Origin of the sequence: Streptomyces sp. NBC_00306, assembly GCF_036169555.1 — a bacterium.
Taxonomy (GTDB): Bacteria; Actinomycetota; Actinomycetes; order Streptomycetales; family Streptomycetaceae; genus Streptomyces; species Streptomyces achmelvichensis.
In genome coordinates this window covers 1,210,783-1,234,817 of the sequence record NZ_CP108032.1, presented here as the reverse complement: position 1 = coordinate 1,234,817, position 24,035 = coordinate 1,210,783, and the positions used below count along the sequence as shown (strand labels likewise).

The 24,035-nt window shown below is 72.3% G+C and carries 20 protein-coding genes; 10 read left to right on the top strand and 10 right to left on the bottom strand.

The window, feature by feature from the left end:
* Positions 1-117: 117 nt before the first annotated feature.
* From OHA05_RS05445 to yczE, 3 genes are read right to left on the bottom strand one after another with little or no spacing between them, the layout of a single operon-like run.
* Positions 118-1,464 carry an MFS transporter gene (locus OHA05_RS05445; RefSeq protein ID WP_328859966.1) on the bottom strand — a complete coding sequence of 449 codons (1,347 nt, stop codon included), beginning with the start codon at positions 1,462-1,464 and terminating at the stop codon, positions 118-120.
* Positions 1,465-1,502: 38 nt separating this feature from the next.
* Complete coding sequence (locus OHA05_RS05440) at positions 1,503-2,267, bottom strand: glycerophosphodiester phosphodiesterase family protein (RefSeq protein WP_313947534.1); 765 nt, start codon at positions 2,265-2,267, stop codon at positions 1,503-1,505.
* Positions 2,264-2,956, bottom strand: coding sequence for a membrane protein YczE (gene yczE / locus OHA05_RS05435; protein ID WP_328859965.1), 693 nt, complete (start codon positions 2,954-2,956; stop codon positions 2,264-2,266). The genes OHA05_RS05440 and yczE overlap by 4 nt, the downstream gene beginning before the upstream one ends.
* A gap of 64 nt (positions 2,957-3,020) precedes the next feature.
* Here yczE and OHA05_RS05430 point away from each other — a divergent pair, with 64 nt between their 5' ends.
* Positions 3,021-4,520 carry an SCO1417 family MocR-like transcription factor gene (locus OHA05_RS05430; RefSeq protein ID WP_328859964.1) on the top strand — a complete coding sequence of 500 codons (1,500 nt, stop codon included), beginning with the start codon at positions 3,021-3,023 and terminating at the stop codon, positions 4,518-4,520.
* Positions 4,521-4,550: 30 nt separating this feature from the next.
* Here OHA05_RS05430 and OHA05_RS05425 read toward each other — a convergent pair whose 3' ends face one another.
* A complete protein-coding gene (locus OHA05_RS05425; protein WP_328859963.1) occupies positions 4,551-6,155 on the bottom strand; it encodes an ATP-binding protein in 1,605 nt (534 codons plus the stop codon).
* Between the two features lie 52 nt (positions 6,156-6,207).
* Complete coding sequence (locus tag OHA05_RS05420; protein WP_313947538.1) at positions 6,208-6,402, bottom strand: hypothetical protein; 195 nt, start codon at positions 6,400-6,402, stop codon at positions 6,208-6,210.
* Positions 6,403-6,701: 299 nt separating this feature from the next.
* On the opposite strand from OHA05_RS05420, the gene OHA05_RS05415 reads away from it, so the two are divergent.
* The 6 genes from OHA05_RS05415 (at position 6,702) to OHA05_RS05390 (ending at position 15,997) form a co-directional block, all read left to right on the top strand.
* Positions 6,702-7,094, top strand: a complete 393-nt coding sequence (locus OHA05_RS05415) for an ankyrin repeat domain-containing protein (RefSeq protein WP_313947539.1) — start codon at positions 6,702-6,704, stop codon at positions 7,092-7,094.
* Positions 7,095-7,359: 265 nt separating this feature from the next.
* On the top strand, positions 7,360-8,778 hold the full coding sequence (locus OHA05_RS05410; protein ID WP_328859962.1) for a HEAT repeat domain-containing protein: 1,419 nt from the start codon (positions 7,360-7,362) through the stop codon (positions 8,776-8,778).
* 94 nt (positions 8,779-8,872) lie between these two features.
* The gene (locus tag OHA05_RS05405) at positions 8,873-9,997 is read left to right on the top strand and encodes a glycosyltransferase family 4 protein (protein WP_328859961.1); all 1,125 of its coding nucleotides are present in this window, start codon (positions 8,873-8,875) and stop codon (positions 9,995-9,997) included.
* Complete coding sequence (locus tag OHA05_RS05400) at positions 9,994-11,172, top strand: glycosyltransferase (RefSeq protein WP_328859960.1); 1,179 nt, start codon at positions 9,994-9,996, stop codon at positions 11,170-11,172. Before OHA05_RS05405 ends, OHA05_RS05400 begins: the two co-directional genes overlap by 4 nt.
* Complete coding sequence (locus OHA05_RS05395) at positions 11,169-12,407, top strand: GDSL-type esterase/lipase family protein (RefSeq protein WP_443043635.1); 1,239 nt, start codon at positions 11,169-11,171, stop codon at positions 12,405-12,407. Before OHA05_RS05400 ends, OHA05_RS05395 begins: the two co-directional genes overlap by 4 nt.
* Complete coding sequence (locus OHA05_RS05390) at positions 12,404-15,997, top strand: hydantoinase B/oxoprolinase family protein (protein WP_328859959.1); 3,594 nt, start codon at positions 12,404-12,406, stop codon at positions 15,995-15,997. The genes OHA05_RS05395 and OHA05_RS05390 overlap by 4 nt, the downstream gene beginning before the upstream one ends.
* Positions 15,998-16,043: 46 nt before the next feature.
* Here OHA05_RS05390 and OHA05_RS05385 read toward each other — a convergent pair whose 3' ends face one another.
* The 5 genes from OHA05_RS05385 to OHA05_RS05365 are packed head-to-tail and all read right to left on the bottom strand — an operon-like array spanning position 16,044 to position 20,423.
* The gene (locus tag OHA05_RS05385) at positions 16,044-16,910 is read right to left on the bottom strand and encodes a biotin-dependent carboxyltransferase family protein (protein WP_328859958.1); all 867 of its coding nucleotides are present in this window, start codon (positions 16,908-16,910) and stop codon (positions 16,044-16,046) included.
* Entirely contained in the window at positions 16,907-17,524 is a 618-nt protein-coding gene (pxpB, locus tag OHA05_RS05380; protein ID WP_328859957.1) for a 5-oxoprolinase subunit PxpB, read from the bottom strand. The genes OHA05_RS05385 and pxpB overlap by 4 nt, the downstream gene beginning before the upstream one ends.
* Complete coding sequence (locus OHA05_RS05375) at positions 17,521-18,285, bottom strand: LamB/YcsF family protein (protein ID WP_313947546.1); 765 nt, start codon at positions 18,283-18,285, stop codon at positions 17,521-17,523. The genes pxpB and OHA05_RS05375 overlap by 4 nt, the downstream gene beginning before the upstream one ends.
* A gap of 51 nt (positions 18,286-18,336) precedes the next feature.
* Positions 18,337-19,149, bottom strand: coding sequence for a putative hydro-lyase (locus tag OHA05_RS05370; protein ID WP_328859956.1), 813 nt, complete (start codon positions 19,147-19,149; stop codon positions 18,337-18,339).
* The gene (locus OHA05_RS05365) at positions 19,146-20,423 is read right to left on the bottom strand and encodes an MFS transporter (protein ID WP_313947548.1); all 1,278 of its coding nucleotides are present in this window, start codon (positions 20,421-20,423) and stop codon (positions 19,146-19,148) included. Before OHA05_RS05365 ends, OHA05_RS05370 begins: the two co-directional genes overlap by 4 nt.
* Before the next feature lie 159 nt (positions 20,424-20,582).
* On the opposite strand from OHA05_RS05365, the gene OHA05_RS05360 reads away from it, so the two are divergent.
* The 3 genes from OHA05_RS05360 to OHA05_RS05350 all read left to right on the top strand — a co-directional run bounded on the left by OHA05_RS05360 (position 20,583) and on the right by OHA05_RS05350 (position 24,024).
* Positions 20,583-21,299 (top strand): GntR family transcriptional regulator, encoded by a 717-nt coding sequence (locus OHA05_RS05360; protein WP_328859955.1) that lies wholly within the window; start codon positions 20,583-20,585, stop codon positions 21,297-21,299.
* 120 nt (positions 21,300-21,419) lie between these two features.
* Complete coding sequence (locus OHA05_RS05355; RefSeq protein WP_328859954.1) at positions 21,420-22,946, top strand: hypothetical protein; 1,527 nt, start codon at positions 21,420-21,422, stop codon at positions 22,944-22,946.
* Positions 22,947-23,124: 178 nt separating this feature from the next.
* Positions 23,125-24,024 carry a hypothetical protein gene (locus tag OHA05_RS05350; RefSeq protein WP_328859953.1) on the top strand — a complete coding sequence of 300 codons (900 nt, stop codon included), beginning with the start codon at positions 23,125-23,127 and terminating at the stop codon, positions 24,022-24,024.
* Positions 24,025-24,035 lie beyond the last annotated feature (11 nt).

Genomic DNA, 24,035 nt, shown 5'->3' with positions numbered 1-24,035 from the left:
TGCCCGGTTTGTCACATCTGACAGGAAGTGTCACCCAGTGATTTCACTTCTTCAGCTCGCAGTAACGGTCCGCCTGGCAGGCCAAAGGCGTACACTACCGGCCTTTCACTTCAACGTCTAAATCCGTTCCGGCACGGGGTTGCCCGCGGCTGCCACCGCACGGCGTACGGGTACCCGGGCGAGCAGGACGAAACCCAGCGCGAAGAAGACCACCAAAGAGATGATCGCGTCCCGATAACTCCCGGTCAGCTGGTACGCGAGGCCGAAGACCAGCGGTCCGAGCCAGCTCAGACCGCGGTCGCTCATCTCGTACGCCGAGAAGTACTCCGCCTCCTTGCCGCGGGGCACCAGGTGTGAGAAGAGCGACCTCGACAGGGCCTGGCTGCCGCCGAGGACGAGCCCGATCGCCGCGGCGAGCGCGAAGAACCACAGCGGAGCCCTGGCCGGAAGGAAGAACCCGGCCGCCAGGATCACGGCCCACACTCCGAGCGAACCGAGAATCGTCCGCTTGGCCCCGTGTGTTCTGGCCAGCCGTCCCATTCCGAGGGCACCCGCCACGGCCAGCACCTGCACCAGCAGAACCGCGACGATCAGTGTCGTCTGGTCGAGTTCCAGCTCCTCCGAACCGTAGATCGAGGCCTGCGAGATGACCGTCTGGATGCCGTCGTTGTAGATGAGATACGCCAGCAGGAACGACATCGTCAGCGGATGCTTCCGCATGTCCTTGAGGGTCGCCACCAGCTGCCGCCAGCCCGATCCGACCGCTCCCTCGCCGCCCGGCGCGATCCGCCGGTCCCGCAGACGTCGCAGCGGAACCAGCGTGAAAGCGCCCCACCACACACCGGCCGACGCCAGGCAGATCCGTACCGCGGCGGATTCGGAGAGGCCGAACGACTCATGGCCCGAGTAGACGATCAGATTGAGCACCAGGACCAGGGCGCCGGAGGTGTAGCCGAAGGCCCAGCCGCGCGACGAGACCGCGTCGCGTTCGTCCGGCTCGGCGATCTGCGGCAGATAGGCGTTGTAGAGGACCATCGAGACCGACAGCGAGGCGTTCGCGACGATCAGCAGAAACGCGCCCAGCAGATAGCGGTCGCCGCCCACGAGGAACATGGCCGTCGTGGCCGTCGCACCGACATAGGCGGCCACGGCCAGCAGCGGCTTCTTCCGCCCGGTGCGGTCCGCCCACGCTCCCGCCATCGGCATCAGCAGCACGGCCAGCACCACGGACGCGGAGACCGCGTAGGCGAACACCGATCCGGCGCGTATCGGGATGCCGAGGGGATGCACGAAGCCGTCCGCGTCGGCCGCGGCCTTCGCCACCGACGTCAGATACGGGCCGAGGAAGACGGTGAGCACACTCGTCGAGTAGACGGAGCACGCGAAGTCGTAGAAGAACCAGCCTCGTTGCTCGCGCCGGCGGTCGCCCGCCCCCGTCGCCTCCTGCGCGATGTCGGTCGTCACGCCCGCCCCCTCGCTCGCCCGTGGTGCAGACGCGCGGGTCAGACCCAGACTCCCCGGTCCGTCAGTACCGTGCGCAACGTCTCCAGATGATCGGTCATGATGCCATCCACTCCGAGGTCCAGGAGCGCTGCCATCCGATCCGCGTCGTTGACGGTCCAGACGTGCACCTGAAGACCGCGGTCGTGAGCCGACCGCACGAAGCGGCGGTCCACCACGCGCACCCCGCCCTGGGACTCCGGTACCTGCGCGCACACGGCGCCCATCCGTACCGCCGCCGGAATGCCGAACGACCGCAGCCGCAGACCCACCACACCCCGCACGCCGTACGACGTGGCGAGCCGCGGACCCGCGAGGCGCATCGCCCGGGCCACCCGGCCCTCGGAGAAGGAGCCGATGCAGACCCGGTCCCAGGCGCCGGCCCGGCGCACCAGATCCACCAGCGGCACCAGCGCGGGCTCCGCCTTGATGTCGATGTTCCAGCGGGCCTCGGGGAATTCCTCCAGCAGCTCCTCGAACAGCGGCAGCGGCTCCTTGCCGGCCACCTTCGCCTGCTGGATCTCGCTCCACGGCAGGTCCGAGATCCGGCCCTTCGCGTCCGTCAGCCGGTCCAGCGTCGAGTCGTGGAACGCGACCAGCTTGCCGTCGGCCGTGGTGTGCACATCCGTCTCGAAGTAGCGGTAGCCGAGACCGGCCGCCCGGCGGAACGCTGCGGTGGTGTTCTCGATCCCGTCCGCCGTGCCGCCGCGATGGGCGAACGGCAGCACGGAGGGGTGGTCGAGATAGGGGTGGAGTACGCGGTTCACTTCCGCAGTATCGCCCGTCCGGGTGTCGCGCCGGCGAAGACCGTGCTGCCGGCGTCCTGATCGGAGATGGCGAAGACGCGCAGGAACAGCTGCGCGAGCGGGCCGATGGCCAGGGCGTAGGCGATCGTGCCGATGCCGACCGAGCCGCCCAGCACGAAGCCCGTCGCCACCACGGCCACCTCGATCGCCGTACGCACCAGGCGGATCGAGCGCCCCGTGAGCCGGTGCAGTCCGGTCATCAGGCCGTCCCGCGGGCCCGGTCCGAACCGCGCCGCGATGTAGAGCCCGGTCGCCACCCCGTTGAGCACGATGCCCGCGATCAGGAGCGTGATCCGGACGGGCAGGCCGTGGGCGTCCGGGACGAGCGCCAGCGTGCCGTCCATCGCCAGACCGACGACGAAGACGTTCGAGACGGTGCCGAGGCCCGGCCGCTGCCGGATCGGGACCCACAGCAGCAGCACCACGGCGCCGACGATGATCGAGATCACGCCCATGGTCAGACCGGTGCGCTCCGCCAGGCCCTGGTGCAGCACTCCCCAGGGTTCGAGCCCGAGCCCGGCGCGCACCAGCAGTGCCGCACTCACCCCGTAGAGGGTGAGGCCGATGTACAGCTGCGACAGCCGGCGAGTGAGATGCGCGGACTTCCCCGACACGATGACGCCCCCTCTGGTGATAGTGGACTGACTCATGACACTCTGTGGCTATGCCATACCCGGCAACCATGGCCAATTCGATGAAGGTGGACTGACTTCCATGACGCAGTGGACCTCTGCGGTGGGCGCGGCCCAGCTCGCCCGGCAGCTCACCTCCCAGCAGCCGCGCCCCGCCGGCCCCGGGACCCGTAAGCCGCCGGCCTACCGGGCCCTCGCCGACGGTATCCGGCTGCTCGTCCTCGAAGGCAGGGTCCCCGTCGCCGCCCGCCTCCCCGCGGAGCGCGAACTCGCGCTGTCCCTCTCCGTCAGCCGCACCACGGTCGCCGCCGCCTACGAGGCGCTGCGTGCCGAGGGCTTCCTCGAATCCCGCAGGGGTGCGGGCAGCTGGACCGCCGTACCGGCAGGGAATCCGCTGCCCGCGCGAGGCCTGGAGCCCCTGCCGCCCGAGTCGCTCGGCTCCATGATCGACCTGGGCTGCGCCGCCCTGCCCGCGCCCGAGCCGTGGTTGACCCGTGGCGTCCAGGGAGCGCTGGAGGAACTGCCGCCGTACGCCCACACCCACGGCGACTACCCGGCGGGCCTTCCCGCCCTCCGGCAGATGCTCGCCGACCGCTACACCGAGCGCGGCATCCCGACCATGCCCGAACAGATCATGGTCACCACCGGCGCGATGGGCGCGATGGACGCCATCTGCCATCTGTTCGCCGGGCGCGGCGAGCGGGTCGCCGTCGAGTCACCCTCGTACGCCAACATCCTCCAGCTGATGCGCGAGGCCGGGGCGCGTCTCGTGCCCGTGGCGATGGAGGAGGGGCTGGGCGGCTGGGATCTGCCGCGGTGGCGGCAGGTGCTGCGGGACGCGGCGCCCCGGCTCGCCTACGTCGTGGCCGACTTCCACAACCCCACCGGCGCGCTCGCGGACGAGGACCAGCGCCGCCGGCTGGTCGACGCGGCCCGCTCCGCCGGCACGGTCCTCGTCGTCGACGAGACGATGTCCGAGCTGCACCTGGACGACGGTCTCGACATGCCGCGGCCCGTCTGCGCCTTCGACCCGGCGGGCAGCACCGTGCTCACGGTCGGCTCGGCCAGTAAGGCCTTCTGGGCGGGCATGCGCATCGGCTGGGTGCGGGCCGCACCCGATGTGATCCGTTCGCTCGTCGCCGCCCGCGCCTATGCGGACCTGGGCACCCCGGTCCTGGAGCAGCTCGCCGTGAACTGGCTGATGCGCACCGGCGGCTGGGACCAGGCGGTCTCCATCCGGCGCGATCAGGCCCGGGAGAACCGCGACGCGCTGGTCACCGCCCTGCGCCGGGAACTGCCGGACTGGGAGTTCGCCGTCCCGAGCGGTGGTCTCACGCTCTGGGTGCGGACGGGCGGGCTGTCCGGCTCCCGGCTCGCCGAGGTCGGCGAACGGGTCGGTGTACGTGTCCCGTCGGGGCCGCGCTTCGGCGTGGACGGGGCCTTCGAGGGCTTCGTCCGGCTGCCGTTCACGGTCGGCGGGCCGGTGGCCGACGAGGCGGCCGCGCGGCTGGCCGCTGCCGCGCGACTGGTGGAGGCGGGGGCGAAGGCCGGCACGGAAACGCCGCGCACCTTCGTCGCCTGACCCCTCCCGGCAGCGGCCGTCCGGGCCGGGTCAGCCCTCGGCCGGTACCGGGTCGGGCGCCCCGGCCTCGGCCTTCTCCGTCTTCTTCACCTGCGCCACCGGCTCCGCGGCCTCGTCCGGCGCCCGCCCGTCGATGTACTCGGGCAGCAGCTCCAGCACGGCCTGGCGGTGTGCCTCGCTCGTCGCGTCGTCGTACGGGTCGGGGGTCGCCGGCACCTGGAGCCGCAGCACCGGGCCGGTGCCGAGCCGTGCGTAGCCGCGGCCGGGCGGGACGTCCGGCGTCGGCGTGGTGTGGGGCGTCGTCCCGAGCACGGTGCTGATCTGTTCCGGGGTCGCGGGGCCGAGCACCACGCGGCCGCGGGTGTGCGTCCGTACGGTCTCGGTCAGTGCGTCCAGGCTGTCGAACTGCTCCGCCACCACGACCGTGACCTGGGCGGCGCGGCCGTGCCGCAGCGGCACCTGGAGCAGCTGCTGGGGCTCGGTGTCCCCGTCGGCCGCGGCGAGGTGGCCGAAGATGCTCGGGCGGTCCACCAGGATCCACAGCGGCCGCTTGGTGTCCTCGGGGACGGACTGCCCGGCCTGGCGGGCGCGGTTCGCGGCGATCAGACGGCGCTCGGTCTCGTGCGCGGCCCATTCCAGGCTGGCGAGCGCCCCGGCCAGTCCGCACTCGACGGCCAGCACACCGGAGCGTCCGGTCAGGCAGGCGTACTCACCGGTGCCGCTGCCCTCGACGATCAGCACGTCGCCGTGCTGGAGCGCCTGGAGCGCGATGGACCGGAGAAGGGTCGTGGTGCCGCTGCCCGATTCGCCGACCACCAGCAGATGCGGCTCCGTTGAGCGCGGACCCGTACGCCAGATCACCGGCGGCGCGTCCCGTGTCTCCTCGCCCTGGGCCACCGGCACGGTGCGCTGGACGGCGCCCTCGTCGGTGAAGCCCAGCACGGTCTCGCCGGGGACGGTGACGAAGCGCTGGGCGGCGATGGCCGTGGACAGGGCGGGCAGGACGCTCATGACGAGGCGGTTGCCCTCCTCGTCCCAGGTGAAGTGGTACTCCCGGCCGCGGCCGGACTTGGCGTGCAGAAGCTGCTCGATCCGGTCGCGGGACTGCGCCTCACCGTCTGTGAAGTACGCCGGGTAGGCGATGTGCAGCCGGGTCAGACGGCCGTCGTCGTCGAAGGCGTACTCACTGAAGGCGCCTGACCAGTCGCCACCGTGGGCGAAGAGCGGGGCCGGGTCGTCGGGGACCGAGAAGTAGGGCACCAGGGCTTCGTAGAGCGCCTTGAGCCGTCCGATCTCCGCCTCGTCGGGCCCCGTCTTCACCGGTTCGCGCACCCGTCCCTTCCAGGCGGCCGCGGCCATCACCGAGATGAGGGCCAGAAGCGGCCCGTACGGGATGAGCGCGACCACCAGGACGCCGCCCGCGACCAGGAACAGGGTGGGACCACGCCGTTCCTTGGGTGTGGCGGCCCACCGCAGCCGGGTCAGTCCGGCCAGCTTCCGCAGACCACGGGAGACCGTGATCAGCGGATGGAGTACGTCCGTGGCGTTGTCGGCGGCCGTGCGCGCGATCTCCCGGCTCCGGGCGATCTGCGCTGTTCCGCTACTCAGAATGCGGGGGAGTGGTCGCCGGGCCACGTGGGTCTCCTGGGGGTGCTGAATGCGGATGTACCGATGGGGGCGGGAGTGGTCAGAACTTGATCCCGCCCAGCAGGCTGGCGAGGCTCTGGCTGCCGGCCTTGATGCTGGGGGCGATGGCCGTGCCCGCAAGGAAGAAGCCGAAGAGGGTGCAGACGACGGCGTGGGAGGCCTTGAGGCCGTCCTTCCTGAAGAACAGGAAGACGATGATGAGCAGCAGCACGACGCCTGAGATGGACAGGATCATGATGAGTTCTCCTGGGTGAGGGGACAGTCACCTTGAGTACTTCCAGCCTCACAGGAAGTATCTATGCGATAAAAGGTGCAAATGGGTGAAAATCCCAAGATTCCACTCCACTGGCGGACGCCGGGTCTCCGCTCGAGGGGCACACTCCGCGCTCGCACGGCACAGTGCCTCCCTCATGGGTGATCCATGCCTCGGGCGCGCCGCTCCGTCCCGGTCGCCGGGCAGTACTCTGACGATTCACTCGTACGGCTGTTCTTGCCGTGCGCCCCAGGTCAACGCAGTGAGAGGCGGTCCGTCCGATGAGCGAAGCCCCGGATCCCGAGGTGATCGAACTCGCGACCAAGGTCTTCGACCTGGCGCGGCAGGGCGAGACCGAGACGCTCGCCGCGTACGTCGACGCCGGTGTGCCCGCGAATCTCACCAACGACCGCGGTGACACCCTCGTCATGCTCGCCGCCTACCACGGCCACGCCTCCGCCGTGGAGGCGCTGCTCGCCCGCGGCGCCGAGCCGGACCGTCCCAACGACCGCGGCCAGACCCCGCTCGCCGGTGCAGTCTTCAAGGGCGAGGACGATGTCATCCGCGTTCTGCTGGCCGGCGGAGCGGATCCTTCCGCAGGTACGCCCTCCGCCGTGGATACTGCGCAGATGTTTGGGAAGACAGAGCTCCTGGAGCTCTTCGGCGGCCGGTGACCGGTTGCCGGAAGGCCGCCGGGAGGGACGCCGTAAATGTGGTCGCGGTGGCGAAATGGGTGGGTCATCATGACGTCGGGCCCTACCCCGGACTTCATCCGGGAGTTCCCCTGGGGCCACCGACGAGAGGCAGGACGATGGTCTACACCAAGCGGAAGACGACGACGGGCGGCCCTACATGTTGCTGCGCGGCCTAGGCATCCCCTTGCCCGGATTTCCCCGGATCTCCCCGGTTGCGTCGACAGCTTGATGTGAGGCTCTCCCCATGTTCGATCCAGTCATAGCGCCGAGCGGCACCTTGCTCGGCCTGCTGCAGAGGGGCCGCGGCGACGGCACGCTGCACGCGCTCGCCGCGCCGCGCGCCGAAGCGCTCGCCGCCCTCAATCACTGCGTGCTCCACGACCCCCGCCACGACTGGCAGGTCGAGAACCGCTCCCTCTACTACGCCCGCCTCTACCTCGACCTCCACGGCGGTCTCGAGGAGATCGAGCGGCACCTGAGCGACACCGACGACCACCTCGACACCGACGAGGCCAGGACCGGCCTCGCGCTCGCGGTGCTCGGGCATCTCGCCTCCTACGGCAGGACCGACGCCCTCGCGCTGTTGCGCGGCTATGCCGCCACCGGCGCCAACTGGGCGTGGGCCCTGGACGAACTGGCCCTGCGCGACGACGACGCCGGACTGCGTGCCCTCGCGGTCCCCGTCCTCGCCCGTTTCCCGGCCACCCCCGAGGGTGAGGCCGAACTGGCCGCCGCCGTCCGCGACGCCTTCGAACCCCGGCCGTGGCGGCTGTGGGCGGACGATCGGCGCGAGAACGTCGGCGCCCGGGTCCGCGCGGCCCGGGAGGCAGGCTCCTTCGACCGCTGGCAGCGCCAGATGCGACCGTCCGGGCCCCGTCCGGGCTGGAGTGTCCAGGCCGTCTTCGACTGGGCCGACGAAGGTGTCGAGCGCGGCGCCGCGCTGCATGTGCCCGCTGCCCGCTGTCTGTCCGCCGTGGCCGGGTCCGAGGACCGGCCCGCCATCCTCGCCGCCGCACGCGACGGGGCCGACGGCGCCCGCTGCGCGGCGCTGCACTACCTCGCCCAGTCACGCGACCCCGCCGTCCTCGACCTGATCGAGGCCGCCGTCGGCACCGGGTCGCGGACGGTCGCCGAGGCCGCCGTCGCCGCGTTCGAGCGGATGTGCGGCGACGAAGCCGTCGACCGGGCGCGCGGCTGGGTCCACCGGCCCGACGCCCTCGGCGCCTCGGCCGCCGGTGTCCTCGCCTGCCGCGGCACCGCACAGGACGCCACGCTGGTCCTCGGCGCACTGCGGGAGACCGTGCGGGCCGACGGCCCGGACGCCCCGCTGCTGTGGACCCTCGTCGACGGGGCCGGGCGGCTCGGCATCGCCTGCGCCGCACCCGTCCTGCGCCACATCTACCGCGAGACCGCCTCCTCCTGCCTGCGCGGCAGGGCCGCCCGCGCCCTGGCCTGCACCGACGGGTCGTTCGCCACCGGATTCGCCGTGGAATGCCTGTGGGACTGCGAGGAGACCACCCGCGAAGTCGCGGCGCTGCACGCCGAGACCGGTGACGTCCGCGTGGCCGAGAGGCTGCGCCGGCTGGCCGCCGATCCGGCCGAGGAGGCCGAGGTGCAAACGGCCGTACGGAGCAGAATCGGCCCGGACATGCCCGCAGTGTGACATCAGGGACGCCGCCACAAACGCTCATGGGACGTTCCACAAGCGGAAAGATCCACGTTGTCGCAGCCACCCCGGGCCAGACGACAACACGGGTATGCGAGTCGTCATCATCACCGAATCATTTCCGCCAGACGTCAATGGTGTGGCGCACTGCGCCCTGCAGACCGCCCGGCATCTCGCCGCGCGCGGCCATGACCCGCTCGTCATCGCCCCGGCCGTCGCCGGGGCGGACGGCTCCGACGAGAGCGCACCCTGCCCGGTGGTGCGCGTGCCCTCCCTGCCGCTCCCCGGCTATCCGCAGGTACGGGTGGCGCTTCCCAGCCGCAAGGTGGCGGCGACGATCGCCGCCCACCGGGCCGAGCTGGTCCACCTGGCCAGCCCGTTCGTCCTCGGCGTACGCGGCATGGCCGCCGCGTCCAAGCTGGGGCTGCCGGCCGTCGCGGTCTACCAGACCGACCTCGCCGGTTATGCCCGTACCTATGTCGGCGCGGGCGAGAACGCCGCCTGGCGGCGTATCCGTACCGTGCACAGCGCGGCCGACCGCACCCTCGCCCCCTCCACCGCTGCCCTGCGGGATCTGGAGGAACACGGCGTCGAGAGGGTGCGGCTGTGGCCGCGCGGCGTGGACACCGCGCGTTTCCGGCCGGAACTGCGGGACGAGCAGCTGCGCCGCAGCCTCGCCCCGAACGGCGAGCTGATCGTCGGCTATGTGGGGCGCCTCGCCCCCGAGAAGCACGTCGAACTCCTCGCCGGGGCCTGCGCCACACCCGGTGTACGGGTGGTCGTCGTCGGCGACGGCCCGAGCGAGCCGTCCCTGCGCACCGCGCTGCCCGCAGCCGTCTTCCTCGGCCGAAGGACCGGCGCGGACCTCGCCCGGATCTTCGCCTCGCTGGACGTCTTCGCGCACACCGGACCGTACGAGACCTTCTGCCAGACCGTGCAGGAGGCCATGGCCAGCGGCGTTCCCGTCATCGCACCCGCCGCGGGCGGACCGCTCGACCTCGTCGACCACCTGCACACCGGCCTGCTCGTCGAGCCGCGGGACGGCGAAGCGGTACGGACCGCCGTCGCCACCCTCGCCGCGGACCCGCAGCTGCGGGCCGCCTACGGCCGCGCCGGAAGGGCCGCCGTCGAAGGACGGACCTGGGCCGTGATCGGCGACGCCCTGCTCGACCACTACGCCGAGGTCCTCGGCGCCCGGACGGCGGTGGCGGCATGAGCGGCCTGCGGATCGTACGACTGGCGAACTTCGTCACCCCCGCCTCCGGGGGCCTGCGCACGGCGCTGCGCGAACTCGGCCAGGGCTACCTCGCCGCCGGCCACGAGCCGGTGCTGATCGTGCCCGGCGACGTGGAGAGCGACCGGATGACCCCGCAGGGCCGGGTGATCACCCTGCCCGGGCCCGAGATACCGGGCACCGGCGGCTACCGCGTACTCGCCGCCAAGCGGCGCCTGCGGGAGGTCCTCGACAGCGTCGGACCCGACCGGCTGGAGGTCTCCGACCGCACCACCCTGCGGTGGACCGGTGAATGGGCACGGCGCCACAGGGTCCACTCCGTGATGGTCTCCCACGAAACCGCGGACGGGGTGCTGCGCACCTGGGGACTGTCCGAAGGCGTCGCGGCCCGCGCCGCCGACCGGCTGAACCGCCGCAGCGCCTGGGCCTACTCGCGCATCGTGTGCACCACCGAGTGGGCGGAGCGCGAGTTCGTGCGCATCGGGGCACGCAACGTCGTCCGCGCGCCTCTCGGGGTCGACCTGGTCCACTGCCGTCCCGGGCGGCGCAGCACGGTCCTGCGGGCCGAGCACGCGGCCGGGGCCGATGTGCTGCTGCTTCTCTGCTCCCGGCTGTCGGTGGAGAAGCGCCCCGGCATGGCCCTGGACGCACTCGCGGAACTGCGCCGGCGCGGAGTACGGGCCACGCTCGTCGTCGCCGGCGACGGCCCGCTGCGGACCTCCCTGATCCGCCGGGCACGGGCGGAGCGGCTGCCGGCCGAGTTCCTCGGATACGTCGGCGACCGCGAGGCCGTGGCCGACCTGCAGGCGGCGGCGGACATCTGCCTCGCCCCCGGTCCCGCGGAGACCTTCGGGCTCTCGGCCCTGGAGGCACTGGCCTGCGGGACCCCCGTCGTCGCGAGCGCCTCGTCGGCCCTGCCCGAGGTGATCGGCGACGCGGGAGCCGCTACCGAGGACACCCCGCAGGACTTCGCCCAGGCCGTACAGGGGCTGCTCGCCCGCCCGGAGCGGGAACGCCGCGAGGCGGCCAGGGCGCGCGCCGAGCTCTTCGACTGGCAGCGGTCGGTGACCGCCTTCCTCGACGCGCTGGAGGCCCCGGCCGGCCGGCCGGCCGGCCGGCCCGCACCGCACGTCCTCGGAGAGGGAGTGACGGTATGACGGCCTCGCCCGCGGGGGCACTCGCCGACGCGTCGCAGGCCGACCCGTCGGTGGCCGCCCCGGAACCGACAGCCACCGCGCATCCGACAGCAGCCACTGCGCATCCGGCGGCGGCGACCCCGCATCCGACAGCAGCCACCGTGCTCCCGTCGCCGAGCTCTCCGCGTCCCTCGTCGGCCACCGCGGACCCGACCGCGCCGGGGCGTACCGCGATCGTCGCGGGCGCGGAGGTCTACCCCGTACCGGACCTCGCCCCCGCACCCGAGCTGCCGGGTTCCGGCGTCATCGTCCGCCCGGCGCCCCTGGCACCCCAGGCACCGGTCCGCCCGCTCACAGCGGTTCCCGGCCCCGGGAGCGACACCCCGTCCGCACCGCCGCGTGCCCTGCGGTTCGCGGCCCTCGGCGACTCCCTCACGGAAGGCGTCGGCGACCGGGTCGGCGACGGCTGGCGGGGCTGGGCCGCCCTCCTCGCGGCCGGGCTGGGGGACCGCTCGGCACCGGCCGAGTTCCGCAACTTCGCCGTCAGCGGCGCCCTCACCGAGGACGTCGCCGAGCGGCAGGCACCCGAGGCGCTGGCCTTCCGGCCCGACATCGCCTCCGTGGTCGTCGGCGTCAACGACACCCTGCGCCGCACCTTCGACATCGAGGAGGTCACCCGCCGCCTCGACTCCGTCTTCGACCGGCTGACGGCACGGGGCACCGTCCTGCTGACCGCCTGCCTCCCCGACCCGGGGACCATGCTGGGGCTTCCGCTCCCGCTCGCCCGGCCGCTCGCCCGTCGCCAGCGTGCGGTCAACGCGGTCGTGCACGCCCTGTCCGCCCGCTACGACGCCGTCCATCTCCACGCGAGCGACGGCGCCTGGGTCCTCGACCGGTCCATGTGGAGCGCGGACCGGCTGCATCCGGGGGAGCGTGGCCACCGCATGATCGCGCTGCGCTTCCACGAACTGCTCGGCAGGTACGGGCTCGCCCGCGGTCAGGCGCCAGGCGCCGAGCCGACCCAGCCCCCGCCGACCAGGGCGGCCTCCCTGCTGTGGCTCGCCACGGCGGGTACCGGCTGGGTGGCCCGACGCTGCAACGATCTGCTGCCGCAGCTGATGCGACTCGCCGGTTCCGAAGTGCGCCACTGGGCGCGCGGCACCAGCGAACGCCTGGACCGGAGCGCGGAGCACGCACTCTCCGTCGCCCTCGCCGCCGTGTCCCTGGAGGTCCCGCTTGCCAGAATGGGGGAATGAGCGGGCGCTGGGAGTTCTGGATCGACCGTGGCGGCACCTTTACCGACGTCGTGGGCCGACGCCCCGACGGCAGGCTGGTGACCCGGAAGCTGCTCTCGCACAACCCCGAGCGTTATCGGGACGCGGCCGTGGCGGGGATTCGGCTGTTGCTCGGCACCGGGCCCGACCAGCCCGTGCCGGCCGACCGCGTCGACAGCGTGAAGATGGGCACGACCGTTGCGACGAACGCCCTGCTGGAGCGCCGCGGTGAACCGACCGTCCTGGTCGTCACCGAGGGCTTCCGGGACGCCCTGCGCATCGCCTACCAGAACCGGCCGCGGATCTTCGACCGCAGGATCGTCCTGCCCGAGGCCGTGTACGAGAAGGTCATCGAGGTCCCCGAACGCGTCGACGCGCACGGGGAGATCATCCGGCCGCTCGACCTGGACGACGTCACCGAGCAGCTGACGGCGGCGCGCGCCGAGGGCTTCCGCAGCGCGGCGATCGTGCTGATGCACGGCTACCGTCACCCCGGCCACGAGCAGCGCATCGCCGAAGCCGCACACGAACTCGGCTACACCCAGATCAGCTGCTCCCACGAGGTCAGCCCGCTCATCAAGATCGTGCCGCGCGGCGACACGACCGTCGTGGACGCCTACCTCTCACCCATCCTCCGGCGCTACGTCGACGAGGTCGCCTCCGAACTCGCCGACATCCGGCTGATGTTCATGCAGTCCAACGGAGGACTGCGCGAGGCCGCCCACTTCCGGGGCAAGGACGCCGTCCTGTCGGGACCGGCCGGCGGGGTCGTCGGTATGGCGCGCACCGCCCAACAGGCCGGTTTCGGGCGGGTCATCGGCTTCGACATGGGTGGTACGTCCACCGATGTGTCCCACTACGCGGGGGAGTTCGAGCGCGAACTCGGCACTCAGGTCGCCGGCGTGCGGATGCGGGCGCCGATGATGAACATCCACACCGTCGCCGCCGGCGGCGGTTCCGTGCTCCACTTCGACGGCCGCCGGTACCGGGTCGGCCCCGACTCGGCGGGCGCGGACCCCGGACCCGCCTGCTACCGCCGCGGCGGGCCCCTCACGGTGACCGACGCCAATGTGATGCTCGGCCGGATCCAGCCCGACCACTTCCCCGCCGTCTTCGGGTCCGACGGCGACCGGCCGCTGGACGGCGACGTCGTACGGGAGCGGTTCACCGAACTCGCCGAGGAGGTCCGCCGGGAGAGCGGAGTCCGGCGCACCCCCGAGGAGGTCGCTGCCGGATTCCTCGAGATCGCCGTGCTGAACATGGCGAACGCGGTGAAGAAGATCTCCGTCCAGCGTGGCCACGACGTCACCGGCTACGCCCTCAACTCCTTCGGCGGCGCGGGCGGCCAGCACGCCTGCGCCGTCGCGGACGCCCTGGGCGTCGACACCGTGATCGTGCCCCCGCTCGCGGGCGTGCTGTCCGCGTACGGCATCGGCCTCGCAGACGCGACCGCCATGCTGGAGCAGTCCGTGGAGGCGGAACTGGACGAGGAGACCTGCGCGCGGGTCGGCACCCTCTGCGACGAGCTGGCCGGCCGCACCCGGGCCGAACTGCGCGACGACAACGTCCCGGACGACGCGATCACCACCCACGCTCGCGTCCTGCTCCGCTACGCCGGCACGGACGCGAGCCTGCCCGTACCGCTGGAGGGCGCGGCCGCCATGCGGGAGTCCTTCACCTCGGCCCACCGGGCCCGTTACGCCTTCACCATGGACAAGCCGCTCGTCGTGGAGGCGGTCTCCGTCGAGGCGGTGGGGACGGCGGGCGAACACGGCGCTCATGTCGTCGAGGAGACCGAGGGCGGGGGCGAGTTCGCGCCACGGGCCCGCGTTCCGATGTTCGTGGAAGGTGAGCGGCAGGAGGTGCCGCTGTACCGGCGCGCCGACATCGGGCACGGCGACACCGTCGAAGGGCCCGCGATCATCGCCGAGTCCGACGCCACCACGGTCGTCGACCCCGGCTGGCGGGCCGCGCCGGACGAGGGCGGTCATCTGCTTCTGACGCGCGTACGGCCCCGGCCCGGCAGGACCGCCGTCGGCACCGACGTCGACCCGGTGCTGCTGGAGGTCTTCAACAACCTCTTCATGGCCATCGCCGAGCAGATGGGGGTGCGCTTGGAGAACACCGCCCACTCCGTCAACATCAAGGAACGGCTGGACTTCTCGTGCGCCCTCTTCGACGCGGAGGGCAATCTGATCGCCAACGCGCCCCACATTCCCGTACACCTCGGCTCGATGGGCGAGTCGATCAAGGAGGTGCTGCGCCGCAACGGGGACGGACTGCGGCCGGGCGACGTCTACGCCATCAACGATCCGTACCACGGCGGCACGCATCTGCCCGATGTGACCGTGGTGACGCCCGTGTTCGACGGTGACGAGCTGCGCTTCCTCGTCGCCTCCCGCGGGCACCACGCGGAGATCGGCGGCATCACCCCCGGCTCGATGCCCGCCTTCAGCGAGACGATCGACCAGGAGGGCGTGCTCTTCGACAACTGGCTGCTCGTCCGGGACGGCGTGCTGCGCGAGGAGGAGACACGCGAGCTGCTGACCACGGCGGCGTACCCCTCCCGGGCACCCGACACCAACCTCGCCGACCTGCGCGCCCAGATCGCGGCCAACGAGAAGGGCATCGAGGAACTGCGCCGTATGGTCGACGAGTTCGGGCTCGACGTCGTCCAGGCCTATATGCGCCACGTCCGCGACAACGCCGAGGAATCGGTCCGCAGGATCGTGGCCGATCTCGACGACGGTGAGTACTGCTACGAGACCGACGGCGGCGCGGTCATCCGTGTCGCGCTGCTGGTGGACCGCGACGAACGCAGCGCCGTCATCGACTTCACCGGCACCTCGCCGCAGCAGCCGGGCAACGTCAACGCGCCCACCTCAGTGGTGATGGCGGCCGTGCTCTATGTCTTCCGCACGCTCGTCGCCGACGACATCCCGCTCAACAGCGGCTGTCTGGAGCCGCTGGAGGTCCGGGTGCCGGAAGGATCCATGCTGGCGCCCGTCCACCCGGCGGCGACCGTCGCGGGCAATGTCGAGACCTCGCAGGCCGTCACCGGCGCGCTCTACGCGGCGCTCGGCGTCCAGGCGGAGGGCTCCGGCACGATGAACAACCTGACGTTCGGCAACGACCGGGTGCAGTACTACGAGACGGTGGCGAGCGGTTCGGGGGCGGGGGACGGGTTCGACGGCGCCGACGCCGTCCAGACGCACATGACCAACTCGCGGCTCACCGACCCCGAGGTGCTGGAGTGGCGCTATCCGGTGCGGGTGGACGCCTTCGCGGTACGCGACGACAGCGCGGGCGACGGCCGGTGGCACGGCGGACAGGGCGTCGAACGCAGGATCCGCTTCCTGGAGCCGATGACGGTGGCACTGCTCACCGGGCACCGCCGCGTCGCACCGTACGGGATGGCGGGCGGTGCGGCGGGCGCGCTCGGCGAGAACCGGGTGGAGCGCGCCGACGGGGGTGTGACGGAACTGAAGGGCGTCGATTCGGTGGACGTGGGGCCGGACGACGTCCTGGTGGTCAGGACGCCCGGCGGCGGTGGCTACGGGGAGCCGGTCTGAGGTCTGCCGCGTGTCCGCCGTCCGCCGTTCGCTGATCCGGGCTCCGTCAGCGGACGGGGACGAAACGGACCGGGGTGCCGGGTGCCGCCTGGGCCGTGGCGGGGATGTCCCGCGGGTCGACCACCGCCACCACCGGATAGCCCCCGGTCGTCGGATGATCGGCGAGGAAGACCACCGGGCAGCCGTCCGGCGGCACCTGGACCGCCCCCAGCACCATGCCCTCGCTGGGCAGTTCACCGGTCCGCGCCCGCTCCAGCGCGGGGCCTTCCGTCCGCAGCCCGATACGGTTGCTCGACGCCGAGACCCGGTATCCGCCGGAGGACAGCGTGCGCAGGGCCCCGTCCGTGAACCAGTCCGCGCGCGGTCCCAGCCGTACGCGCAGGATCAGTTCCGCGGGCGGCGCGGGCCACGGCACACCGCCGTCGAGTCGCGCCGGCTGCCCGGTGGGCCTGCCGAGCGGCAGCACCGCGCCGTCCGCGAGCGGCGCCGGTCCGAGACCGGACAGCAGGTCCGTGGAGCGGCTGCCCAGGACGGGTTCCACCGCGAACCCTCCGGCGACCGCCACATACGACCGGACGCCCCGCGCGGCCCAGCCGGCCTCGATGAGGGAGCCCGCGGCCACCCGGACCGGTGCTCCCCAGGCCACGGGCCGTCCGTCGACGGTGACCGGGCAGGGCGCCCCGCCGACCGCCACGGTGACCGCGCAACGCGGGCGCAGCGCACAGCCGTTGAGCGTGGTCTCCAGGACGGCCGCGCCCTCCGCGTTGCCCACCAGACGGTTGACCGTCCGGGCTGCCGGCGCGTCGAGCGCCCCGGACCGGGGCACGCCGAGGTGGGCGTGCCCCGGGCGGCCCAGATCCTGCACGGTGCTCAGCGCCCCGGCCCGTACGACGGCGATCGCCCGGTCGGTCATCGGCCCTCCGGCACGAAGCGCACCCGGGTCCCGGGGGAGAGGAGGGCGGCCGGCTCGCGGGCCGGGTCCCACAGCTCCAGAGCCGTGGAACCGATCAGTTGCCAGCCGCCGGGGGAGGAGCGCGGATAGATCCCGGTGTACGGACCGGCGAGACCGAGGGAACCGGCGGGGACCGCGGTGCGCGGGGTCGCCCGGCGCGGCACGGCGTACTGCTGCGGGAGGCCGGTCAGATAGCCGAACCCGGGGGCGAATCCGCAGAAGGCGACGCGGAATTCGGTCGCCGCGTGGATCTCCACCACCTGCGCCTCCGTCACCTGCCACAACGCGGCGACGTCGGCGAGGTCAGGGCCGTCGTAGCGCACCGGCACCTCGATGGCTTCGTCCACGCGCGCGGGGAGCGGTGGCACGTCCCACCCCGTGAGCTCCTCGGCCCAGTGCCCCGGGTCGTCGAGCCCGTCCAGCAGGACGGTCCGTGCCGCCGGGACGATCTCCCGTACCGGCCGGAGCGTGCCCGCCGCCCGGCGGCGCAGCAGCTCGGCATGGAGCGCACCGGCCTCGTCGCCGTCCACGAGTTCGACGAGCAGAGCCCGGTCACCGACCGGCAGCACCCTCATACGAACGCCTCCACGCGCACACCCGCGGCCTCCAACTGCCGCCGTACGCGCCGGGCGAGGGCGACGGCTCCGGGGGTGTCGCCGTGCAGGCACAGTGAACGGGCCCGGACGGGAACGGACTTGCCGCACCGCGCGGCGACCACCCCGAACCGGGCCATGCTGACGGACCGTTCGACCACGGCCGACGGATCGGTGAGGACCGCGCCCTCCTCCCTCCGGGGCACCAGCGTTCCCTCGGCGGTGTACGCGCGGTCGGCGAACGCCTCGGTGATCGCCGGCAGTCCGGCCTTCTCCGCCATGGTGTGCAGCTTCGAGCCGGGGAGTCCGAGCAGCGGCAGGCGCTCACCCGACAGCATGACGCCCTCGACGACGGCGGCCGCCTGCTCCTCGTCGTGCACGACACGGTTGTAGAGCGCGCCGTGCGGTTTGACATACGAGACCCGGGAGCCGGCGGCGCGGGCGAAGATCTCCAACGCGCCGATCTGGTAGGCGATCTCGGCCGCCAGCTCGTCCGGTGGCACGTCCATGGAACGCCGTCCGAAGCCGGCGAGGTCGCGATAGGAGACCTGGGCGCCGATCCGCACCGACCGTTCGGCCGCAAGCGTGCACACGCGGCGCATGGTGGCCGCGTCACCGGCATGGAAGCCGCAGGCGACGTTGGCGCTGGTGACGACGGACAGCAGCTGTTCGTCGTCGGTGAGTTGCCAGCGGCCGAAGCCTTCGCCGAGGTCGGCGTTGAGGTCGATCGACGCCCAGGTCATGTGCTCCTTCTTTCCTGCCTCTGCTCGGTTCACGCGGATCGGGCCGCGGGTTCAGGCCACGCGGTACTGCTCGTCGCGGACGTCCGTGATGAACATCCGGCCCGGTGCGTGAGTGATCGCGAACGGCGGCCGGGAGGCCATGACCGCCGCCTGCGGGGTGACTCCGCAGGCCCAGAACACCGGGATGTCGCCCGGCTCCGGCACCACCGCGTCCCCGAAGTCGGGGCGGTCCAGGTCCTCGATGCCGAGCTCCGCCGGGTCTCCGCTGTGCACCGGGGCGCCGTGGACCGCGGGCATCGCCGCACTGGCGCTCACCGCCGCGGCGAGGTGCCCGGGCGGTACGGGACGCATGGAGACGACCATCGGTCCGTGCAGTCGTCCCGCCGGACGGCAGAGCCGGTCGGTCACGTACATCGGGACGTTGCGGCCCTGCTCGACATGGCGCAACGGGACGCCGGCCGCCGACAGAGCCCACTCGAACGTGAAGCTGCATCCGATGAGGAACGACACGAGGTCCCCGCGCCACCGCTCCACGACATCGGTGGGCTCGTCGACGAGCTCGCCGTGCTCCCATACCCGGTAGCGCGGCAGATCGGTGCGCAGGTCCGCGCCCGGCGCGAGCGTGGTGGACCAGGAACCGGCGTCGGTCTCGTCGAGTACCGGACAGGGCTTCGGATTGTGCCGGCAGAACTCCCGCACATCGTTCGCCCAGTCGGCGGGGACCGCGATCAGGTTGGCCTGTGCGTGGCCCGGGACCATGCCCGCGGTCGGGCTGCTCAGCCCGGAACGGAACCGTGTGCGGGCCGCGGCCGGGCTCAACGCGCGCCCGTCGAGGGGCTTGGAGGGTGCGCTGTACGCCGTCACAGCAGCTCCCTGCCGCGCGTCTCCGGGAGGCCGAACAGCGCCACCACGGCCAGCGCGTAACCCGCGGCGCCGAGGATGAGTGCACCACCCACACCCCAGCTGTCGGACAGGAAGCCGACCAGCGTGGGCAGGAAGGCGCCGACCGCGCGGCCGCTGTTGTAGGTGAAGCCCTGACCCGTGCCGCGTACGGCCGTCGGGTAGAGCTCGCTGAGGAAGGAGCCGAAGCCGCTGAAGATCGCGGACATGCAGAACCCGAGCGGGAAGCCGAGGACGAGCAGCAGGCCGTTCGCTCCGGAGGGAATGTTCGTGTAGGCGAGAATCCCGGCCGCCGAGAGGGCGGCGAAGAGCGTGATGTTGTTCTTGCGGCCGATGCGGTCCGTGAGATAGCCGCCGGTGAGATAGCCGAGGAAGGCGCCGGAGATCAGGAAGGCGAGATAGCCGCCGGTGCCGACGACCGTCAGCCCCCGCTCGGTCTTGAGATACGTGGGGACCCAGGTGGCGAGTGTGTAGTAGCCGCCCTGGACACCGGTCGACAGCAGCGTGGCGAAGAGTGTCGTCCGCAGCAGATCGCCCTTGAAGATGGCCCCGAAGGAACCGCGCTCGCTGCTGGCGCTGCGCCGGGCGGCGGCTTCGGGAGCGTCCTTGACATGGCGCCGTACATAGATCACCAGCAGAGCGGGCAGCGCGCCGGTCCAGAACATCACGCGCCACGCGGTGTCCGCGTCGAGGAACTCGAAGACCAGGGTGTAGACGATCACGGCGAGCGCCCAGCCGGCCGCCCACGCGCTCTGGACGGCACCGAGGGTACGGCCGCGGTGCTTGGGGCCGGCGTACTCGGCGACCAGAATCGCGCCGACCGCCCACTCGCCGCCGAAGCCGAGTCCCTGGAGGGCCCGGAAGACCATCAGCGTCTCGTAGTTGGGGGCGAATCCGCAGGCCACGGTGAAGACCGCGTAGGTGATCACCGTGATCATCAGGGCCTTCACCCGGCCGATGCGGTCGGCCAGGATTCCGGCGAGCGCGCCGCCCACCGCGGAGACCACCAGGGTGACGGTGGTGAGAAGTCCGGTCTGTCCGTTGTCGAGGGCGAAGTACGCGGAGATCGCCACCATGCTCAGCGGCAGCGTGAAGTAGTCGTAGGAGTCGAGGGCGTATCCGCCGAACGCGCCGCCGAAGGCGCGGCGGCCGCCGGGGCCGAGCGCCCGCAGCCAGGCGAAGGCGCCGGTGTCCTCGGGGAGTTCGCCCTGCTTCGACTGTGCCTGGGTCGTACTCATCTGCACCTCGCAGAGGGGGAGAGGGTGCTGGCGACTGTGCGGTAGCGCCAAGGTAGGGGATCGTTGAACGATCCGACAAGAGTCATGTCGGGTCGTTCTTCCTTCTACGATGGAGCTCGCGCATCGCCGGGAGCCGCCGGCGAAGGAGAGAGGGGTGCTGTGGGGACGACGGAGCCCGAGGCCGGCGGACTGGCGGACGACCGGCCGCTGTTGGGTCGCACCAGCACGGCCGAACGGGTCGCGGACATCCTGCGGACCCGGATCGCGGAGGGCTACTTCCCGCCGGGGGAGCGGCTCTCGGAGGACAGCATCGGCAAGGCGCTCGGCGTATCGCGCAACACCCTGCGCGAGGCGTTCCGGCTGCTCACCCACGAACGGCTGCTCGTCCACGAGCTCAACCGCGGCGTCTTCGTGCGGATGCTCGCCGTCCAGGACGTCATGGACATCTACCGCACCCGCCTCCTCGTCGAGTGTGCCGTCGTACACGGTCTCGGCGAGCCGCCGTACGCCGTCGAGCGGCTCGAAGCCGCGGTCTCCGGCGGTGAACGATCCGAGCGCGAAAGGGACTGGAAGGGCGTTTCCACCGCAAACATCCATTTCCACCGCGAACTGGTCGCCCTCGCCGGCAGTGCCCGCACCGACGAACTGATGCGCAGCGTGCTCGCCGAACTGCGGCTCGCCTTCCATGTGGTGGACGACCCCCGACGGCTGCACCAGCCCTACCTCGTCCGCAACCGCGCCATTCTCGACGCGCTCCAGGCCGGCGACCGCACCGCCGCCGAACGGCTGCTCACCGACTATCTCGAGGACTCCCGCACCCAGATGGTGGAGACCTATGCCGACCTCGTCGCGGACGAGGACGGCGAGGGAGCGTAGTCACGCCGGGTGCGGGGCCGGGTGACGCGGACCCGCACCCGGACCGGACCGCGGCCCGGTGCCGCGGTCGCTTCTGCGTCGTTTCGACCGTTGTCGGTGCGAGGACCTAATCTGTGCAGCGTGACTTCGCCTGCCTCGACGGAATTCGTTCCGCCCCAGCTCAGCGCGGGGCCGCGGCCCGCACAGGGCCCGGCCGCCGACGAAGGGCTCGCGCGGCGGCTCCGCGCGCTCGCGTGCACCGCCCCGCTGCACGACCTGGACGCCCGCAAGGCGAACCTCACGGGGGAGTACACGGTCTACGCGATGGCTGAGGTGGCGCTGTCCGCCATCGACCTCGTCACGCTCAACATGGACTTCGACACCGGCGCCGACCACGACCAGATCGTCGCCAGGCTGCTGCCGCGCATCGGCGCCCAGGCACCGCAGCGACCCGTAGCCGAGCACGAGCGCGTCGCGCGCTGGGTGCTGGAGAACCTGATCAACGTGGGCAGCGTGGACCGCGGTTTCCGCGCGGTCTACGGCACCTTCGGCACCGACGGCGTCTACACCCGCCGCGACTACGACTTCAAACTCATCGAGGAAGTCCCGGGCCACGGTGGCAGCGTCTACCTCCGTACCACCGACGAAGCGGTCAACGTCCTGGTCGGCGCGCTCGACACCGACGTCACCAGCGCGCAGATCGCGGCGGAGGTCAAGCTCGAAGTCCTCATCAGCCGGGGCAGGCTCGCCGACGCCCAGCTCGCCGCCGAGCAGGCGCGGTACCGCACCGTGCAGTACGCCGAGACCCTCCGCCGGACGCTGGACGCAACCCGTCGCAACGTCCGCGCGGTCGACTGGCTGAACGCGGTGCCCGACATGATCGCCGAAGCGCTGGACCACGTCGCCGACCGGTACCGCCACGAGAACGCGATCCTCACCAACATCCGCAAGGCACGCGACGAGGCCGAGGACCCGGAGCACAAGCGCCGCGCCGCCGAACTCGTCGACATCGTCAAGGACTGCATCCGCCGCCACACCCAGTTGCAGTCGCGACTCCTGGAGGCCGGGCCCCTGTTCCGTGCCGAGCAGGACCGGCAGGCGTTCGCCCGTCCCACCGCGCGCACCGGACTCGATCTCTACGGACAGCTCGTCACCCCGGTGCTGCCGCTGCCGCTGCGGTCGGCGATCCGGGTCACGGACGCCTTCTTCGCCCGCGGCACCGGACTGCGCACCCCGTCCTCCGTACGCGTCGGCGACCTCGTCGAGATGCTGCTGACGCCGCCCCTGGAACGCGAGCACCTCGGCGCGGAGATGCCCGAGCCCGATCTGATCGCGACCCCGGACGACAGCCGCTTCAGCGAGGAACAGCTGGCGAGCGCGATGGAGCTGCTCGACCTGGAGCACGACGCACCGCGCCGACTGTCCGGCCTGCTCGCCGAGGCGCGCCGACGCGATCCCGAACTGCCCTACCTGGTCGCGCTACTGGCCATTCACGCGGCGAGCCCTCCGGTCGGCACCGCCTACCGCCAGGGTGAGGAGCGGCTGCTGTTCGCGGTCGACGACGGCACCGAGCTGGACGACCCCGAGTTCGGCGGCGCGGACCTGATAGTGGGGACGGCACTGCTGGACGCGGCAGGTATGACGGCGGACCGGACGGAGGCGGCGTGAGGACCCTCGCTCCGGCCTCTGCGACCGCGTCCGAGGCGGCGCGGGGTTCCTCTCCGGCCGTGTCCGGCGCCCGGGGTCCCCATGGACGGGAGACGCCAACCGCGGGCCGGCGCCGCGGATCCGCTGCGGCGTCCGCATCCCGGCCCGCGACCACCACCACGACTGCGCAGGAGCACCCGTGACCGACAACCAGGCCGAGCAGCACGCATGGCGGGAGGCGGACGCCCACGAGACGCCCGTCCCGGCCGCGCAGGCCACGGTCACACCCGCCGACGCCGCCGACGCGGCGCGCCTCGTCTCGTTCGGACTCCAGCCCAAGCTGCTGCCCGCGCGCGACGCCGAGTACGCCGAACTGCTGCGCCGCTACCGCGAGGAAGCCGCGTTCGCCCGCCTCGCGGACGCCGTCGCCACGGGCCTCGGCCTGATCGTCCTCGAAGTCTCCCCGCGCGCCGGTATGGCGGTCACGGCCGGCGAGGACTCCGTGTTCGCCGTCCGGATGGGCGACTACGCCCGCCGCGCCACCGCCGACTCTGCGGACCGCTTCCTGCACGGTCTGGCCCATCTCGCCGTCGCCGCCATGGCGTTCCCGCGGCCCGAGGACCTCGCCGACGACGGATACATCGGCCGGATCACCGTCAACGGCGTCGACGCCTTCGTACGCCAGGCGTGCAGCCGTCTCGAGGAGCGCGCCGACGCCGAGGGCGAGAACACCGACCCGGCCACCGACGAGCCGGGTCTCGAGGCCGCCTGGCGCGTCTACGCCCGCCGCAGCGCCACCGGCGCCACCAAGGACGCGCGACGGCTCGCCGGGTCCACCACCGGCATCGTCGGCAAGGCCGTCGCCTTCCTCACCGACTCCGGCTTCCTCCAGCGCACGGGCGACGACGCCGGCGGCGCCTATCGCACCACCGCCCGGTACCAATTGCAGGTCCGCGACATGGCGGGCAGTTCGGCCATGGCCGAACTGCTCGAACTGGGCGTCGTACCGGTGAGCGACGGCACCGCCACCCTCGTACCACCGCCCGACGCGGACGGTCTGGAGCTGGCGGCCGACGCCGGACTCCCCTTCCACACCTGACCCGTCGGCCC